Origin of the sequence: Celeribacter halophilus (assembly GCF_018860305.1) — a bacterium.
GTDB lineage: Bacteria > Pseudomonadota > Alphaproteobacteria > Rhodobacterales > Rhodobacteraceae > Celeribacter > Celeribacter halophilus_A.
Genome location: NZ_JAHKPE010000013.1, coordinates 88,474 through 102,378 on the forward strand (window position 1 = coordinate 88,474; position 13,905 = coordinate 102,378).

Below are 13,905 nucleotides of genomic sequence, written 5' to 3' on the forward strand. Positions count from 1 at the left end.
TATGGCATCAGGTGACAAACCGCGTGTGAAAATGCCCGACACCGCTGCGGCGGGTGCGGAGATCACGATCAAGACCCTGATTCCGCATCCGATGGAATCCGGACAGCGCAAGGACAGGGATGGCAACACCATCCCGCGCTCGATCATCAACCGGTTTACCTGTGAGTTTAACGGCGAAAGCGTGATTGACGTGCGGCTTGAGCCGTCGGTGTCGGCCAATCCGGATTTCGAATTTGCGGCCACTGTGCCTGAAGCCGGTGTGTTCAGTTTCACATGGTATGCCGACGATGGCTCTGTCTATGAGACGGCCCAAGAGATCGCCATTGGCTAAGTGCTGCAATCGCATCTGACGCCGGACCTGTCCCTCTGCAATCAATGCGCGGGCGAAGATTTGCTGACAGAGATTGTCGAAGCCGCGATAAGCTTTTAAGACCCCTTAACGCCTTTCGCGGAAGGGCTTTCACGGACAAGGGGTGAAAGATGGATTGGATCGACCGGTTTGCGGGGCTCTCGACATTGGAACCACGGCTGCGCGCGCGCCTTGTGGCCCAATCCCAGATCGTCCATCTGCCTGCGGGCACTGTGCTTTTTGGTCCGGGGAAGCGCCCTGAAAACCTGCTTCTTTTGACCGAGGGCACGGTGCGGGTGCAACAGACCACCGAAGGCGGGCGCGAGATCGTGCTTTACCGTGTTCACGGCGGCGAAAGCTGTGTGATGACCACGGCCTGCCTCTTGGCCTATGAGGATTACACCGCCGAGGGCATCGCGGAAACGGATGTGGATGCGGTGGCCATTCCGCGTCGCGTCTTTGACGATCTGATCGCGCACTCCCAGAGCTTTCGCGATTTCGTCTTTTCGGCCTATTCGCGCCGGATCACCGATCTGTTCCATGTGATCGAAGAGATCGCCTTTCAAAAGGTCGATATTCGACTGGCGCAAAAGCTTCTGGAACTGACGAACGGGGAGCCTGTGTTGAAGGTGACACATGCGCAACTTGCCGCAGAGCTTGGCTCGGCGCGCGAGGTGATCTCACGCCAGTTGCAGGAATTCCAGCGTCGCGGGTGGGTGCAAACCGCCCGCGGCGAGGTCCGACTTATTGATCGCGAGGCGCTCGACGCGCTTGCGAATTCCGGCTGACACAAGCCCATTACGAAGACCCTGAGACACAGGGCTGCGTAGCACGACCTGTTGAGACGGGGATGCTTTCGCAACCGACGTGTGTATCAAGTCGATTGCGAAACGTTTATTTCTTGCAGGTGTTGATCCCGAAGATCGAATAGAGCGGGCAGCTCGACATCAATCCGGTGACCAGCGGGATGATCCCGATGAGATAGAGCCAACGCAGCGAGGCGCCGGGGTTCAGGAAGAAGCCCAGCAAAAGAGCAAGGCCTACGACAATGCGCAGGATACGGTCGAGGTTGCCAACATTCTTTTTCATGGAACTCTCCTATGTGACTCATGAATCTTGAAAAGAGTCTACGCCTCAACGGGCGTTCTGTCTGTGACAAACTCACCCCCGCAAGGTTGCACGGGCAGGGAAAACCCAGCATCGCCGCCAGAGGTAAAGACGCGGCGGAAATATCGGATTTTGCCATATAAAAGGCGGGACCTCTTTTGAGGACCCGCCTGAAATGTTCGATTTGGACAATTTTAGTCGATCGATTTGAAGTTCATCGCCGCGCCATCCTTGATGCCGGAGAACCAGCGGGCAGAGACTTTCTTGGTCTTGGTGTAGAATTTGAACGCATCCGGCCCGTATTGGTCCAGATCGCCAAAGGCCGATTTCTTCCAGCCGCCGAAGGAGTAGTAGGACAGTGGCACGGGGATCGGGAAGTTCACGCCGACCATGCCCACTTCGACCTTGTTGACAAAGTCGCGCGCCACGTCGCCATCGGCGGTGTAGATCGCGGTGCCGTTGCCATACTGATTGTCGAGGATCAGGCCAAGCGCATCTTCATAGCTGTCCTTGCGCACCATGGAGAGCACAGGACCGAAGACCTCTTCCTTGTAGATATCCATCTCCGGCGTCACTTCGTCAAACAGGGTCGGGCCGACGAAATAGCCGTTCTCATAGCCTTGGATGTTCAGGTTCCGCCCGTCGGTGACGAGTTTCGCACCTTGCTCCACACCGGAGGCAATCAGCCCCTCGATCCGCTCTTTGGCCTGCGCGGTGATGACAGGGCCGTAGTCCACATCATCGCCTGCGGTGTAAGGGCCAACCTTGAGCTTTTCGATCTTCGGCACAAGGCGTTCGATCAGCGCATCGGCGGTTTCCTTACCCACGGGAACAGCCACGGAAATCGCCATGCAGCGTTCGCCTGCGGCCCCGAAACCGGCCCCGATCAGCGCATCGGCAGCCTTGTCCATATCCGCGTCCGGCATGATGATCATGTGGTTTTTCGCGCCGCCGAAACACTGTGCGCGTTTGCCGTTGGTCGCCGCACGCCCGTAGATATATTGCGCAATCGGGGTGGAGCCGACAAAGCCCACGGCCTGAATTGTCTCGTTGTCGAGAATGGCATCCACGGCTTCCTTGTCGCCATGCACAACCTGCAACACACCGTCGGGCAGGCCGGCTTCCTTGAAAATCTCGGCGAGCATCAGCGAGGTCATCGGTGTGCGCTCGGAGGGTTTCAGGATCATCGCATTGCCGGAGGCAATCGCAGGGGACATTTTCCAAAGCGGGATCATCGCGGGGAAGTTGAACGGCGTGATACCGGCGACAACGCCCAGAGGCTGACGCATGGAATAGAGATCAATGCCGGTGCCCGCATCTGCGGTGTATTCGCCCTTGATGAGCGAGGGCACGCCCATGCAGACCTCGACCACTTCGAGACCGCGCTGGACATCGCCACGCGCATCGGGAAGCGTCTTGCCGTGTTCACGCGACATACATTCGGCAAGGCGGTCCATGTTTTCGTTCAGCAGCGCGCCGAATTTCATGAAAATCCGTGCCCGACGCTGCGGGTTGACCTTGGCCCATTTCTTTTGCGCAGCGGCGGCTTTTTCTACGGCGGCGTCAAGCTCGGCAGGGGTGGCCAGCGGGACTTTGGCGATGACTTCGCCGGTTGCCGGATTGCGCACCTCGGAGAAGCGACCGGATGTGCCAGCGACATATGCGCCGTTGATGAAATGTTTAAGTTCTTCCATGGGATCCTCCTGATCTGTTGGTGACAGCTTAACTTTGCGTTTTTGGGTTCAAAAGAGAGAAGATTTCAAAAACATTTTGCATTTTTGCAATGATCTATGGTCATCTACGGCAAAGGTCTGGCGCAGGTGCCCAGACGCAATGCGGGAGGACGAGGGCCGGATATGTCGATGAACTGGGATGATTTGCGGGTGTTTCTGGCCGTTGCACGCACCGAAAGCCTCTCCGGCGCGGGGCGGCAGCTCAAGATTGATCCGGCCACAGTCGGGCGGCGCATCGCGCGGCTGGAGGAGGGGTTGGGCGTGTCTCTGTTTGCAAAATCTCCGCAAGGCTACGAGTTGACCCGCGACGGAGGACGGCTTCTGGCCCATGCGGAGGCAGCGGAGCAGGCGGTGTCTCTGGGGCAGGATGATTTGTCTGGCGACGGGGATGAGCGGTTAAAAGGGGTGATCCGCATCGGTGCCCCTGATGGCTGTGCGAACTATGTTCTGCCACGGGTCATGGCCCGAATCGCCGAGGACCATCCCGATCTGGAGATGCAAATCATCGCCCAGCCGCGGCTGTTCAACATGTCGAAACGCGAAGTCGATCTTTTTGTCAGCGTCTCCCCGCCGACCTCGGGCCGTCTTCTGGTGCAAAAGATCACCGACTACCATCTCTCACTGGCGGCGATGCGCTGGTATCTCGAACAGCACGCAGAGATTGCGGGTTTGGGGGATTTGCAGGGGCACAAGCTTGTGGGCTATGTCTCCGATCTGATTTTCGACAAGGAACTGGATTACTTGGAGGAAACCGGCGCGAGCGAGGCGGATTACACGTCGAATTCGGTCTCCGTGCAGCTCAATATGATCCGCGCAGGGCTGGGGCTTGGCGTTGTGCATGATTTCTGCCTGCCCTTCGTGCCCGAGATGATCCGCGTTCTGCCACAGGAGTTGCGGTTGAAACGGGCATTCTATCTGGTGCGCCACGCGGATGACCGGAAGGTGGAGCGTTTGTCGCGCTTTGCCGATGTATTTTGTCGCCGGATGCGTGATGAAGTGGACAAGCTCGAACGTGAAGCTTGACAGATTGGCGCAGGCGTTGGACGCTGAGGGTAGGGAGACAGAGGGAAAGCCGCTGGGAAATCAGCATATTAAAATTCAGGGAGGTGTTATGCTCGTAGGTCAGATTCTAAAAACGAAAGCCATTGGGGAAGCCATCACGGTTCGTCCGGACTCGACGGTCGCAGAGGCGGCCAAACTGTTGTCCAGCCGCAAGATCGGTGCGTTGATCGTGGCTACAGATCCCAAACATCCCGAAGGCATCCTGTCGGAACGCGACATCGTGCGCGAACTGGGCAAGACAGGCAGTGAAATCCTGACGCATAAAGTGTCGGACTTCATGACCCGAAAGCTCGTGTCCTGCCGTCCCGATGAAACGGCGCTTGCGGTGTTGGAAAAGATGAGCACGGGGCGCTTCCGCCACATGCCGGTGATGGATGATGGCGACATGCTCGGCGTTGTTTCCATCGGTGATGTGGTCAAGGCTCGGCTCGAAGAGCTTGCGATGGAGAACAATGCGCTCGAAGGCATGATCATGGGCCACTGACCCCGATCAGGGGGCGGGATGCGACAAGTTTATGACATGTAACGAAGCGTTCGTGCGTCAATCCTCTTGATTTCGCACCTGCAATATTGTTGCGTGCGCTGCAGAAAAGAGGAGGATCCCCCATGCCAACCGGCCCAAGGCGCATTGCATTGTACCCAGGCACGTTTGACCCAGTGACCCACGGACACGGCGACATCATTCGTCGCGCCTGTGCTTTGGTTGATCGACTGGTGATCGGTGTTGCTATCAACCGTGACAAGGGGCCGCTGTTCTCGTTGGAGGAACGGGTGGAGATGCTGACCGAATACACGGCGGGGCTGTCTCGTGAGACCGGCTGCGAAATCGTGGTGCATCCGTTCGAGAACCTTCTGATCCAATGCGCGCGCGACGTGAATGCATCAATCATCGTGCGTGGTCTGCGCGCTGTGGCGGATTTTGAATATGAATATCAGATGGTGGGGATGAACCGCGCCCTCGACAGCAAGATCGAAACGGTGTTCCTCATGGCCGACGCGCGGCATCAGGCGATTGCCTCTAAACTGGTGAAAGAGATCGCCCGTCTGGACGGGGATATCTCCAAATTCGTCGCCCCCGAGGTCGAAAAGCGGATTCGGGAAAAGTTCGGGAATTGAGGCCGGAGCCTCAGCCCTGAACATGAGAAAAGCCCCGTCGGGGGCTTTTTCTTGCGTCTGTGCGTAATGAGACTATTGCGTCTTAGCCGTAGATGGCGGTGCGGGCCAGTTCACATGCGCGGGCTTCGTCAATGTCGAGGTCGGCTTTGACTTTGCTCGGCAGGCCGTTCAGTTCGGCGAGTGTGCGGCGATAGGCGGCCCGTTTGCGGGCGGCCGAGGCGAGGGAGGAGAGAGTTTTCATCGTACCGGTCCTTTCGGGTTTGGTGTGTTTCTTTCTGCCTTTTATATGCGCCTGATTTAGCGCTAACACCAATGCCGGATCACCAAGTTCGATATGCGATTTATGCATGGGTTGTTCACATTTTGCATATGTTTTCAGCGCGGAGATTGAAAACTCTTGTCAAAACCGTGGGATAGAGGCGCCGTGAAATGCCGCTGTGTCGCGGCTCAGGGGGAGGGCTGGAAGGTGCCCCGTATGGAAACAGCATAGAAAAAAGCCCCGAAGCGATGCTTCGGGGCGCTCCCGTTCGCGCGGGAAAGGCTCTGACGGGGCTTTCGCCCCGCCGATACAGTGCTTCAGAGGAACTTGCTCATGGCGACTGCGGTATCGCTCATACGATTCGAGAAGCCCCACTCGTTGTCATACCAAGTCAGGATGCGCACCATAGTGCCTTCCATGACCTTGGTCTGGTCGGTGTGGAAGATCGAACTGTGCGGATCGTGGTTGAAATCCGAGGAGACGAGCTTGCGGTCCGTATAGCCCAGAACACCTTTGAACGGGCCATCAGCGGCTTTGCGGATCAGATCGTTGATTTCCTCAACCGAGGTTTCGCGCGGCGCTTCAAAGGTCAGGTCCACGACGGAGACATTCGGTGTCGGCACGCGAATGGCCACACCGTCGAGCTTGCCCGCCAGTTCCGGTAGCACCAGACCCACGGCTTTCGCGGCGCCTGTGGAGGTCGGGATCATCGACAAGGCGGCTGCACGCGCGCGGTAGAGATCCTTGTGCATCGTGTCGAGCGTCGGCTGATCCCCCGTGTAGGAGTGGATCGTGGTCATAAAGCCTTTGACGATGCCGATGTTGTCGTTGAGCACTTTGACAACAGGGGCAAGGCAGTTGGTGGTGCAAGATGCGTTGGACACGACGATGTCATCGGCGGACAGTTCGCTGTCGTTTACGCCATAGACGATGGTTTTGTCGGCACCGGCCCCCGGTGCAGAGATCAGAACGCGCTTGGACCCGTTTTTCAGGTGCAGCGCGGCTTTTTCGCGTGCGGTGAAAATACCGGTGCATTCCAGCGCGATATCCACGTCACCCCAAGGCAGGTCTTCGGGGTTGCGGATGGCGGTCACTTTGATCGGGCCTCGACCGGCGTCGATCGTGTCCTCGGTGAATTTCACCTCGACCGGAAACCGGCCATGTACGGAATCGAACTGCAACAGGTGGGCATTGGTTTCCACCGGACCCAGATCGTTGATCGCCACAACTTCGATATCGGTCCGACCCGATTCGATGATGGCACGCAACACGTTGCGTCCGATACGTCCAAATCCATTGATTGCGACTTTCACGGCCATAACAGCACCTCCTTGACGCTTTGGCAGGAGAGGGAACGGGAGGATGTTCCCTCGCTAACGAAAACCGGAGACCACCGTGGCCTCGCGGTCCTTATGTGTCCCCGTAGTTTTAGCGCGATGTTAGCGGAAACACCACGGGAAATCAGAGACTCAGCGCCAGAACGCGACCCAATGGATCAATCGGAGAAATTCACGCGCCAGAAAGAGCGATCCGGCGCCTGCGTTGATCCCGAAATCAAGGGCGAGCGCAATCAAGATGACGATGGCAAGCCCGACGGCGATTGGGTTGGTCATGTTCCACGCTTTGTATCTGTCTTGAGGGCACAATGCGTCAGGGGACGGGAGAAAAAAAGGGGCTAAAGCATTTTTCGTGAAATCTGTCGCGGGTTTCGGGCGTTACACCGGCACAAGCGCGACAGAGTGCCGCGTTTCTTGACAGGTAAGGACGCAAGGTCTCGGGCCGTCCTGTGTTCGCAATCTGTGCCCGCAAGCCGTGTGCGAAAAGCAAAAAGGGCCGAGGTTTTTCCTTCGGCCCCTAAATTCGGGAAAATCAGTGCTGCACCCAGTCCTTCGCAGTGTGCGGATTAAGACAGGACGGAGGCTCCTCTTCCTCCGCCCCGTTGGGCCAGCGCTTAGGACAGGCGGCCCATGGTCGCGGCAACATCCGCCATGCGGGCGGAGAAGCCCCATTCGTTATCATACCATGCCAGAACGCGGACGGTGCGGCCCACAACTTTGGTCTGGTCGGGCGCAAAGATGGAAGATTCGGTGGTGTGGTTGAAGTCGATGGAGACTTTCGGCTCCTCGTCATAGCCCAGCACCGCGCCCATGTGACCGGCGGCGGCCTCGCGCACGATTTCGTTTACATCCTCGACTGTCACATCCTTGCCAGCCTGGAACGTCAGGTCCACGCAGGAGACGTTCGGGGTCGGCACGCGGATGGCGGAACCGTCAAGCTTGCCTTGAAGCTCCGGCAGCACCAGACCCAGCGCCTTGGCCGCGCCTGTGGAGGTCGGGATCATCGCCATGGCTGCCGCGCGTGCGCGGTAGAGATCCTTGTGACGGCGGTCATGGGTGGACTGGTCGCCGGTATAGCTGTGGATCGTCGTCATGATCCCGCTTTCAATGCCGATCCCGTCGTTGAGCACTTTGGCCAGCGGGGCAAGGCAGTTGGTCGTGCAGGAGCCGTTGGAGATGATTTTGTCCTCGGCCAGAATGTCGCGATGGTTCACGCCAAAGACCACGGTGCGCGCCACATTGGTCGCGGGGGCAGAGATCAGCACTTTCTTGGCACCACGGCGCAGGTGGACGTCCGACTTGTGTCCGTCATTGAACTTGCCGCTACATTCCAGCACGACATCGACACCTTCCCAATCCAGCTCTTCGGGATTGTAGGTGGACATGACTTCAATCGGACCCTGACCCAGATCCATCGTGTTGCCAGCCACTTTGACCGATCCGTTAAAGCGTCCGTGCACCGAGTCATATTTCAGAAGGTGTGCGTTGGTTTCGATGGGGCCGGTGGCGTTGATCTTGACCACTTCCACCTCGTTCAGGCCAGCTTCCGCGATGTGCGCCAGCGTGCAGCGTCCGATGCGGCCAAAGCCATTGATACCGAGTTTGATGGTCATGATGCGTCTCCGAGGTTTTGCAGGCGATAAACGCCGTATACAAAGGTGTGCGGTCTCGGAAAAGTGTTTAACGCCAACATGTTGGCGCAAACATACGTGTTATCGCAAACATTCCCGCCACAAGCGCAGGCAACGCTTGCAGCGGTGGTTCGAAAGCTGGGCGGAGGTCAAATGGCCGCCGGAACGCAATCAATGACATCAACATCTTTGACCGGATCTTCCGGCCCGCAGGTTTCGTGGGTCACCGGGTAAACCTCCGGCTCTTTTTCCATACAGCCGACCAGCACTCCGAAGCTCAGAAGAATAAGAAGATAACGCATGAGAAGCCTCCCTTTTGATAGATCGCCTTGAAACCCCTGTGGTCTTTGGGGCGATTGAATGGAGGGAGTGTCCTGCCGCAGAGGCTTTGCAGCGATGATCTGGATCATATGCCACAAAAAACGCCCACCGAATCGGCGGGCGTTTCCTGAAAAGGGCTGGGTGGAACCAAAGGATCCGAACCCTGTGAGGCGATCAGCCGAGAAGGGCTTTCACCTGCGCCACGATATTGTCGGCGGTGATGCCGAATTTCTCGTAAAGCTCACCGGCAGGGGCAGAGGCTCCGAAGCGGGTCATACCCACGAAGGCTTGTTTCGCCTCACGGCCACGCTCGCCCAGAAGCCAGCGATCCCAGCCGCCAGCACGCACAGCGGCTTCGACGCCGACGCGCACCGGACCTGCGGGCAGAACCTTGCGACGGTAGGCTTCGTCCTGTTCGGCAAACAGTTCCATACAGGGCATGGAGACCACGCGGGTGCCGATGCCGTTGTCTTGCAGCATCTTGCGCGCTTCCATTGCGATGGCCACTTCGGAACCGGTAGCGATCAGGATCGCCTCGCGTTTGCCTTCGGCCTCGGCCAGCACATAGGCGCCTTTGGAGACGAGGTTGGTGTTCTTGTGCTCCGTGCGCAGCGTTGGAACGCCTTGACGGGTCAGCACCAGAACAGAGGGCGTCTTTTGCGAAGTGAGCGCGATTTCCCATGCTTCCGCCGTCTCGACCGTATCGGCCGGACGGATCGTCATCGTGTTGGGCGTTGCGCGGCAGATGGCGAGATGTTCGACCGGCTGGTGGGTCGGACCGTCTTCGCCAAGACCGATGGAGTCATGCGTCATCACATAGGTCACCGGAATCTGCATCAAGGCTGACAGACGCATCGCGGGGCGGGCGTAATCGGTGAAGCAGAAGAACGTGCCCGCGTAAGGACGGATACCGCCATGCAGCGCCATGCCGTTCATCGCAGCCGCCATGCCGTGTTCGCGGATGCCGTAATAGACGTAACGGCCTTTGCGGTTGGTCTCGTCAAAGACCCCCATATCGCCGGTGAGCGTGTTGTTCGAACCGGTCAGATCCGCAGAGCCGCCGATGGTCTCGGGCATGATCGGATTGACCACTTCAAGCACTTTTTGCGACGAGGCGCGGGTGGCCATTTTCGGCTGTTCTTCGGAAATCTGTTTCTTGAACGCCTTGATCGTGGCGGAGAGCTTTTTCGGCGCTTCACCTGCGAAAACGCGGTTGAATTCGGCCTGACGGCGCTCGCTTTGCTCGGCAAAACGGGCTTCCCATGCAGTGCGTTCTTCGCGACCACGGGCGCCGATCTCCTCCCACTGGGCCTTGACGTCGGCGGCGACCTGATAGGGGCCCCAGTCCACGCCATAGGCGGCTTTGGCCGCGGCAAGCTGGTCCGCATCGGTCAGAGCGCCGTGGCCTTTGGAGGTGTCTTGTGCCGCGTGACCCAGAGCGATGTGGGTTTTGCAGGCGATCATCGACGGTTTCTTGGATTTCTTCGCGGCCTCAATGGCGGCGTCGATTTGTTCCGGATCGTGCCCGTCGATTTCCTGCACATGCCAACCGGCGGCTTTGAAGCGCATCGGCTGGTTGGTGCGGTCCGCGATGTCCACGGTGCCGTCGATGGTGATGTTGTTGTTGTCCCAGAACACAACGAGCTTGCCGAGTTTCTGACGACCGGCGAGCGCGATGGCTTCTTGGGACACGCCTTCCATGAGGCAACCGTCACCGGCCATCACATAGGTGTAGTGATCCTGAAGCTTCTTGCCAAAACGGGCGCGCAGGGCCTCTTCGGCCATAGCAAAGCCCACCGCATTGGAAATGCCCTGACCCAGCGGGCCGGTTGTGGTTTCGACGCCGTCGAGAAGGAAGTTCTCCGGATGGCCTGCGGTTTTCGCGCCCATCTGACGGAAGTTCTTGATCTCCTCAATCGGCATTTCCTTGTAGCCGGTCAAATAGAGCAGGGAATAGATCAGCATGGAGCCGTGGCCTGCCGACAGGATGAACCGGTCGCGGTCCGGCCAAGTGGGGGCGGCGGCGTCAAATTTGAGATGCTTGCCGAACAACACGGTGGCCACATCAGCCATGCCCATCGGCATGCCGGAGTGACCGGAATTGGCACCAGCGACGGCATCGAGCGTCAGGGTGCGGATGGCGGCAGCACGCATCCAGTGATCGGGGTGCGCCTCGCGCAGCTTTGCGATATCCACGGGCGGATCTCCTTTAGGCTCCAACAGTGCCAAAACCGCAGCAAATCTGCGTATTCCGGCCTCTGTGCCCTCTGTTACCGATGTAGCGTCAAAGTGCAAGCCGCCAGCGGCCTGTGAGACCAAAGGAAACAGGGGCTGCGGTTGGTTTTCGCCGGTTTTGCGGTCGCATATTGGTAATTCCGGTCCTATAGGCTAGGCTCGCGAATCAAGAGAAAACGGATGAAGCCCGCGCGCTTCGCCCTTGAGGACAAAGGAAGTTTCGGCTTTCATGGCTCCGGATAGGGCGTCAAAAGGACGCGAGAGGGCCGATTGAGCAGAGTATGAGTGGACGGCAATGAGCGAGATTTCCGATTTCGAAGCCCGGATTACAGCAGCGCTTGAGCGGATCGGGCGGGCTGTTGCGGTGGCTGAAGAGCGCGCCGAGACCATGGCCGCAGAGGCGGCGGGGGGAATCGCCAGCGAGGAGCTTGAGGCGGAGATTGCCCGCCTGCGTGACGCGCTGGACGAGGAGAAAGCGGCCAACAGCCAGTTGGAGACCCGCGTGAAAGCCATTCACGAGCGTCAGGAGACCCATGTGGCCGCGCTGGAGACCGAGGTGGAGACACTCCGGCGGCAACTGGCGGATCATGACCGCGAGATGCAGAAACTGCGCCTTGTGAACACGCAATTGCGCGAGAACAACACGGCCCTGCGCGAGGCCAATGCCGAAGGGGTGGGCAATGCCGACCTGATCGACAGCGGGATGCGGGCAGAGCTTGAGGCGCTCAAGGTGACGCGCGCGGCGGATGTGACGGAGCTGGACGCGATCCTGACCGAGTTGCGAGCCGTCATGGCGCGACAGCAGCAGGATACGGAGACCGTGGGTCAGACCTCTGAAGCACCTGCAGCAGACGCGGCACCGGAAGAGGGGGCAGAGACCGCCCCTGCATCGCCGGAGAGCAACACCTCAGCCCCCGTATTCGAAGCCGCCCCCAATCCCGCCGCTGCGCAGATCACCCCGGATGAGGAGGTTTAAATCATGCCCGAAGTGAAAATTTCCATCGGCGGACGCGAGTTTGAAGTGGCCTGTCAGGCGGGCGAAGAACATTTCCTCAAAGCGGCGGCGCAGCTTCTGGACAATGAGGCCTCGGTCCTGTCGAGCCAGATCGGGCGTTTGCCTGCGGAGCGGATGCTTTTGATGGCGGGGCTGATGCTGGCGGACAAGACCGCGGGTATGGAAGAGCAGATGCGCAATCTCGAAAGCAAACTTGGCGCACAAGAGGCGCTGATCGAAGAAATGCGTGCGCGTCCCGAACCCGAACCGCAAAAGATCGAGGTGCCGGTGGTGCCGGGGGAAGTGATGGACAGTCTGGCGGAAATGGCCGCACGGGCTGAAAGCATGGCGGCAGCCTTTGAAGAACGTCTGGGCGTGACGGATACTTTCGAGAACTGATTTTCTCGACAGAGAAACAGATATAAAAAAAGGCCTGCCGGTATGACCGCAGGCCTTTTCTATGTGCTTTGACTTCCGGCAATCAGCTGTTGGCGGCGCGGATCTGTTCGGCTTTTTCCGTGTCAAAACTGATGCCTTTGTCCGCGAACATCTGGTCCAGCTCGCCCGAAAGAGTCATTTCGATCACGATGTCACAGCCGCCGACAAATTCGCCTTTGACGTAAAGCTGCGGGATGGTGGGCCAGTCGGAGAAATCCTTGATCCCCTGACGGATGTCCTGATCGGCCAGCACGTTCACATCGGTATAGTCGACCCCCATGAAATTCAGAATTCCCGCCACTTTCGACGAGAAACCGCATTGCGGCATCTGCGAGGTGCCTTTCATGAACAAAACGACATCATTGTCGGAGACGGTTTTCTGGATGGTTTCTTGAGCAGTCATGGTCAATGTCCTTTGGATGATCTCCACGGAGTCCGCGAAGTCGGAATTTGTTGAGGTCGGCGCGGACGCTTTGCGCGGTTTTGTGCAGTATATAGGGCGTTTCCCGCGTTTCGACCAGAGGGTCCGCTTAATCGGGGGCGCGGGTGGTGAGCGCCAGTGCGTGCAACTCGCCGCTGTCGAGCTTTTCTTTCAGCGTCGCATTGACGGCGCGTTGTTGCTGCACCCGGTTCATTGTCGCAAAGGAGGCGTCCACCACCTCTGCGGCGAAATGCTGACCGTCATCTCCCTGAACAATGATTTTTGCGTCCGGAAATCCAGCGCGGATCAGGTTTTCGATATCGGCGGCGGTGATGGCCATGTAGGGCGCTCCTTCGTTGGTCGTCGTTGTGAAATGTAAGCACTGTCAGGCGGCGCTGCAAGCGTTCAGGCGGTGTGATGCTGTGCAAGGGCGCTCAGGAACCGGTCGTAATCTGCGGCCAATGTCGGCGTGTCTGCCCAAAGCCGCGCGCATTTGCGCAGGAGCCGCTGGCGTTCGGTTTCGAGATCGACGGGCAGATGGACCTGTCCGGCCTCGCGCAGTTGCTTCATCCGCTCATGCAAGGGTTTGAGCCGCTTGAAATCGCGGATCATCGCGGGCAAGAGCGTCGGATCATCCCGCCAGCTTTCGCCGTTGAACCGCATCTGCGTGACCCTTTGGCCCGCGCCCGCGCAATCATAGAGCACACAGCCGCGATTGCCGATCTCTTCGAGCGTCTCGTGGCAGGAACACAGATGCCCGCGCAGATTGGGGCAGGGGGTGCCTGCCGCTTTGTCGAAAGAGAACAGCGCGCCTTTGTCGAGCGTCAACCCCACGCAGCACAGGGCCGCGCAGTTTGCACAATCGGAGGTGAGTTCGGGCAGGTCGGTCATAGTGGTCTCAT

General features: G+C 58.6%; 18 protein-coding genes. 7 read left to right on the plus strand and 11 right to left on the minus strand.

Annotated features, from left to right (window positions below; translation table 11 throughout):
- The first annotated feature begins 1 nt into the window (after position 1).
- Both soxZ and KO492_RS02135 read left to right on the plus strand, forming a co-directional pair.
- On the plus strand, positions 2-331 hold the full coding sequence (soxZ, locus tag KO492_RS02130; protein WP_216043457.1) for a thiosulfate oxidation carrier complex protein SoxZ: 330 nt from the start codon (positions 2-4) through the stop codon (positions 329-331).
- A gap of 149 nt (positions 332-480) precedes the next feature.
- Complete coding sequence (locus tag KO492_RS02135; protein ID WP_216043458.1) at positions 481-1,137, plus strand: Crp/Fnr family transcriptional regulator; 657 nt, start codon at positions 481-483, stop codon at positions 1,135-1,137.
- A 106-nt stretch (positions 1,138-1,243) separates the two neighbouring features.
- Here the strand turns inward: KO492_RS02135 and KO492_RS02140 are convergent, their stop codons facing one another.
- Entirely contained in the window at positions 1,244-1,438 is a 195-nt protein-coding gene (locus KO492_RS02140) for a YgaP family membrane protein (RefSeq protein ID WP_216043459.1), read from the minus strand.
- Positions 1,439-1,650: 212 nt separating this feature from the next.
- Positions 1,651-3,150: a CoA-acylating methylmalonate-semialdehyde dehydrogenase gene (locus KO492_RS02145; RefSeq protein ID WP_216043460.1), complete on the minus strand. Its 1,500-nt coding sequence runs from the start codon at positions 3,148-3,150 to the stop codon at positions 1,651-1,653.
- 168 nt (positions 3,151-3,318) lie between these two features.
- On the opposite strand from KO492_RS02145, the gene KO492_RS02150 reads away from it, so the two are divergent.
- From KO492_RS02150 to coaD, 3 genes are all read left to right on the plus strand, one after another.
- Positions 3,319-4,212, plus strand: coding sequence for a LysR family transcriptional regulator (locus KO492_RS02150; RefSeq protein WP_216043703.1), 894 nt, complete (start codon positions 3,319-3,321; stop codon positions 4,210-4,212).
- Positions 4,213-4,300: 88 nt separating this feature from the next.
- Positions 4,301-4,735, plus strand: coding sequence for a CBS domain-containing protein (locus KO492_RS02155; RefSeq protein ID WP_066605910.1), 435 nt, complete (start codon positions 4,301-4,303; stop codon positions 4,733-4,735).
- A gap of 122 nt (positions 4,736-4,857) precedes the next feature.
- Positions 4,858-5,367 (plus strand): pantetheine-phosphate adenylyltransferase, encoded by a 510-nt coding sequence (coaD, locus tag KO492_RS02160; protein ID WP_216043461.1) that lies wholly within the window; start codon positions 4,858-4,860, stop codon positions 5,365-5,367.
- Positions 5,368-5,449: 82 nt separating this feature from the next.
- Here the strand turns inward: coaD and KO492_RS02165 are convergent, their stop codons facing one another.
- From KO492_RS02165 to tkt, 6 genes are all read right to left on the minus strand, one after another.
- On the minus strand, positions 5,450-5,608 hold the full coding sequence (locus KO492_RS02165) for a hypothetical protein (protein WP_170125641.1): 159 nt from the start codon (positions 5,606-5,608) through the stop codon (positions 5,450-5,452).
- 335 nt (positions 5,609-5,943) lie between these two features.
- Entirely contained in the window at positions 5,944-6,945 is a 1,002-nt protein-coding gene (gap, locus tag KO492_RS02170) for a type I glyceraldehyde-3-phosphate dehydrogenase (RefSeq protein ID WP_216043462.1), read from the minus strand.
- Positions 6,946-7,095: 150 nt separating this feature from the next.
- A complete protein-coding gene (locus KO492_RS02175; protein ID WP_170125642.1) occupies positions 7,096-7,239 on the minus strand; it encodes a hypothetical protein in 144 nt (47 codons plus the stop codon).
- Positions 7,240-7,577: 338 nt separating this feature from the next.
- The gene (gap, locus tag KO492_RS02180) at positions 7,578-8,576 is read right to left on the minus strand and encodes a type I glyceraldehyde-3-phosphate dehydrogenase (RefSeq protein WP_216043463.1); all 999 of its coding nucleotides are present in this window, start codon (positions 8,574-8,576) and stop codon (positions 7,578-7,580) included.
- Positions 8,577-8,743: 167 nt separating this feature from the next.
- Positions 8,744-8,896 (minus strand): hypothetical protein, encoded by a 153-nt coding sequence (locus KO492_RS02185; RefSeq protein WP_170125643.1) that lies wholly within the window; start codon positions 8,894-8,896, stop codon positions 8,744-8,746.
- 193 nt (positions 8,897-9,089) lie between these two features.
- Positions 9,090-11,111 carry a transketolase gene (gene tkt, locus KO492_RS02190; RefSeq protein WP_066605926.1) on the minus strand — a complete coding sequence of 674 codons (2,022 nt, stop codon included), beginning with the start codon at positions 11,109-11,111 and terminating at the stop codon, positions 9,090-9,092.
- 334 nt (positions 11,112-11,445) lie between these two features.
- Between tkt and KO492_RS02195 the strand changes: the two genes are divergently transcribed.
- Positions 11,446-12,126, plus strand: a complete 681-nt coding sequence (locus tag KO492_RS02195; RefSeq protein ID WP_216043464.1) for a hypothetical protein — start codon at positions 11,446-11,448, stop codon at positions 12,124-12,126.
- A gap of 3 nt (positions 12,127-12,129) precedes the next feature.
- On the plus strand, positions 12,130-12,543 hold the full coding sequence (locus tag KO492_RS02200) for a cell division protein ZapA (RefSeq protein ID WP_216043465.1): 414 nt from the start codon (positions 12,130-12,132) through the stop codon (positions 12,541-12,543).
- Between the two features lie 82 nt (positions 12,544-12,625).
- Here the strand turns inward: KO492_RS02200 and grxD are convergent, their stop codons facing one another.
- The 3 genes from grxD to KO492_RS02215 all read right to left on the minus strand — a co-directional run bounded on the left by grxD (position 12,626) and on the right by KO492_RS02215 (position 13,894).
- Positions 12,626-12,985: a Grx4 family monothiol glutaredoxin gene (gene grxD, locus KO492_RS02205; protein ID WP_216043466.1), complete on the minus strand. Its 360-nt coding sequence runs from the start codon at positions 12,983-12,985 to the stop codon at positions 12,626-12,628.
- Between the two features lie 127 nt (positions 12,986-13,112).
- Complete coding sequence (locus KO492_RS02210) at positions 13,113-13,343, minus strand: BolA family protein (RefSeq protein ID WP_216043467.1); 231 nt, start codon at positions 13,341-13,343, stop codon at positions 13,113-13,115.
- A 65-nt stretch (positions 13,344-13,408) separates the two neighbouring features.
- The gene (locus tag KO492_RS02215; protein ID WP_216043468.1) at positions 13,409-13,894 is read right to left on the minus strand and encodes a hypothetical protein; all 486 of its coding nucleotides are present in this window, start codon (positions 13,892-13,894) and stop codon (positions 13,409-13,411) included.
- Positions 13,895-13,905: the final 11 nt, after the last annotated feature.

Bases quoted from the DNA above. Each gene is read 5' to 3' on its own strand.
- soxZ (WP_216043457.1), top strand. From the start codon at position 2: ATGGCATCAGGTGACAAACCGCGTGTGAAAATGCCCGACACCGCTGCG.
- KO492_RS02135 (WP_216043458.1), top strand. From the start codon at position 481: ATGGATTGGATCGACCGGTTTGCGGGGCTCTCGACATTGGAACCACGG.
- KO492_RS02140 (WP_216043459.1), bottom strand. From the start codon at position 1,438: ATGAAAAAGAATGTTGGCAACCTCGACCGTATCCTGCGCATTGTCGTA.
- KO492_RS02145 (WP_216043460.1), bottom strand. From the start codon at position 3,150: ATGGAAGAACTTAAACATTTCATCAACGGCGCATATGTCGCTGGCACA.
- KO492_RS02150 (WP_216043703.1), top strand. From the start codon at position 3,319: ATGAACTGGGATGATTTGCGGGTGTTTCTGGCCGTTGCACGCACCGAA.
- KO492_RS02155 (WP_066605910.1), top strand. From the start codon at position 4,301: ATGCTCGTAGGTCAGATTCTAAAAACGAAAGCCATTGGGGAAGCCATC.
- coaD (WP_216043461.1), top strand. From the start codon at position 4,858: ATGCCAACCGGCCCAAGGCGCATTGCATTGTACCCAGGCACGTTTGAC.
- KO492_RS02165 (WP_170125641.1), bottom strand. From the start codon at position 5,608: ATGAAAACTCTCTCCTCCCTCGCCTCGGCCGCCCGCAAACGGGCCGCC.
- gap (WP_216043462.1), bottom strand. From the start codon at position 6,945: ATGGCCGTGAAAGTCGCAATCAATGGATTTGGACGTATCGGACGCAAC.
- KO492_RS02175 (WP_170125642.1), bottom strand. From the start codon at position 7,239: ATGACCAACCCAATCGCCGTCGGGCTTGCCATCGTCATCTTGATTGCG.
- gap (WP_216043463.1), bottom strand. From the start codon at position 8,576: ATGACCATCAAACTCGGTATCAATGGCTTTGGCCGCATCGGACGCTGC.
- KO492_RS02185 (WP_170125643.1), bottom strand. From the start codon at position 8,896: ATGCGTTATCTTCTTATTCTTCTGAGCTTCGGAGTGCTGGTCGGCTGT.
- KO492_RS02195 (WP_216043464.1), top strand. From the start codon at position 11,446: ATGAGCGAGATTTCCGATTTCGAAGCCCGGATTACAGCAGCGCTTGAG.
- KO492_RS02200 (WP_216043465.1), top strand. From the start codon at position 12,130: ATGCCCGAAGTGAAAATTTCCATCGGCGGACGCGAGTTTGAAGTGGCC.
- grxD (WP_216043466.1), bottom strand. From the start codon at position 12,985: ATGACTGCTCAAGAAACCATCCAGAAAACCGTCTCCGACAATGATGTC.
- KO492_RS02210 (WP_216043467.1), bottom strand. From the start codon at position 13,343: ATGGCCATCACCGCCGCCGATATCGAAAACCTGATCCGCGCTGGATTT.
- KO492_RS02215 (WP_216043468.1), bottom strand. From the start codon at position 13,894: ATGACCGACCTGCCCGAACTCACCTCCGATTGTGCAAACTGCGCGGCC.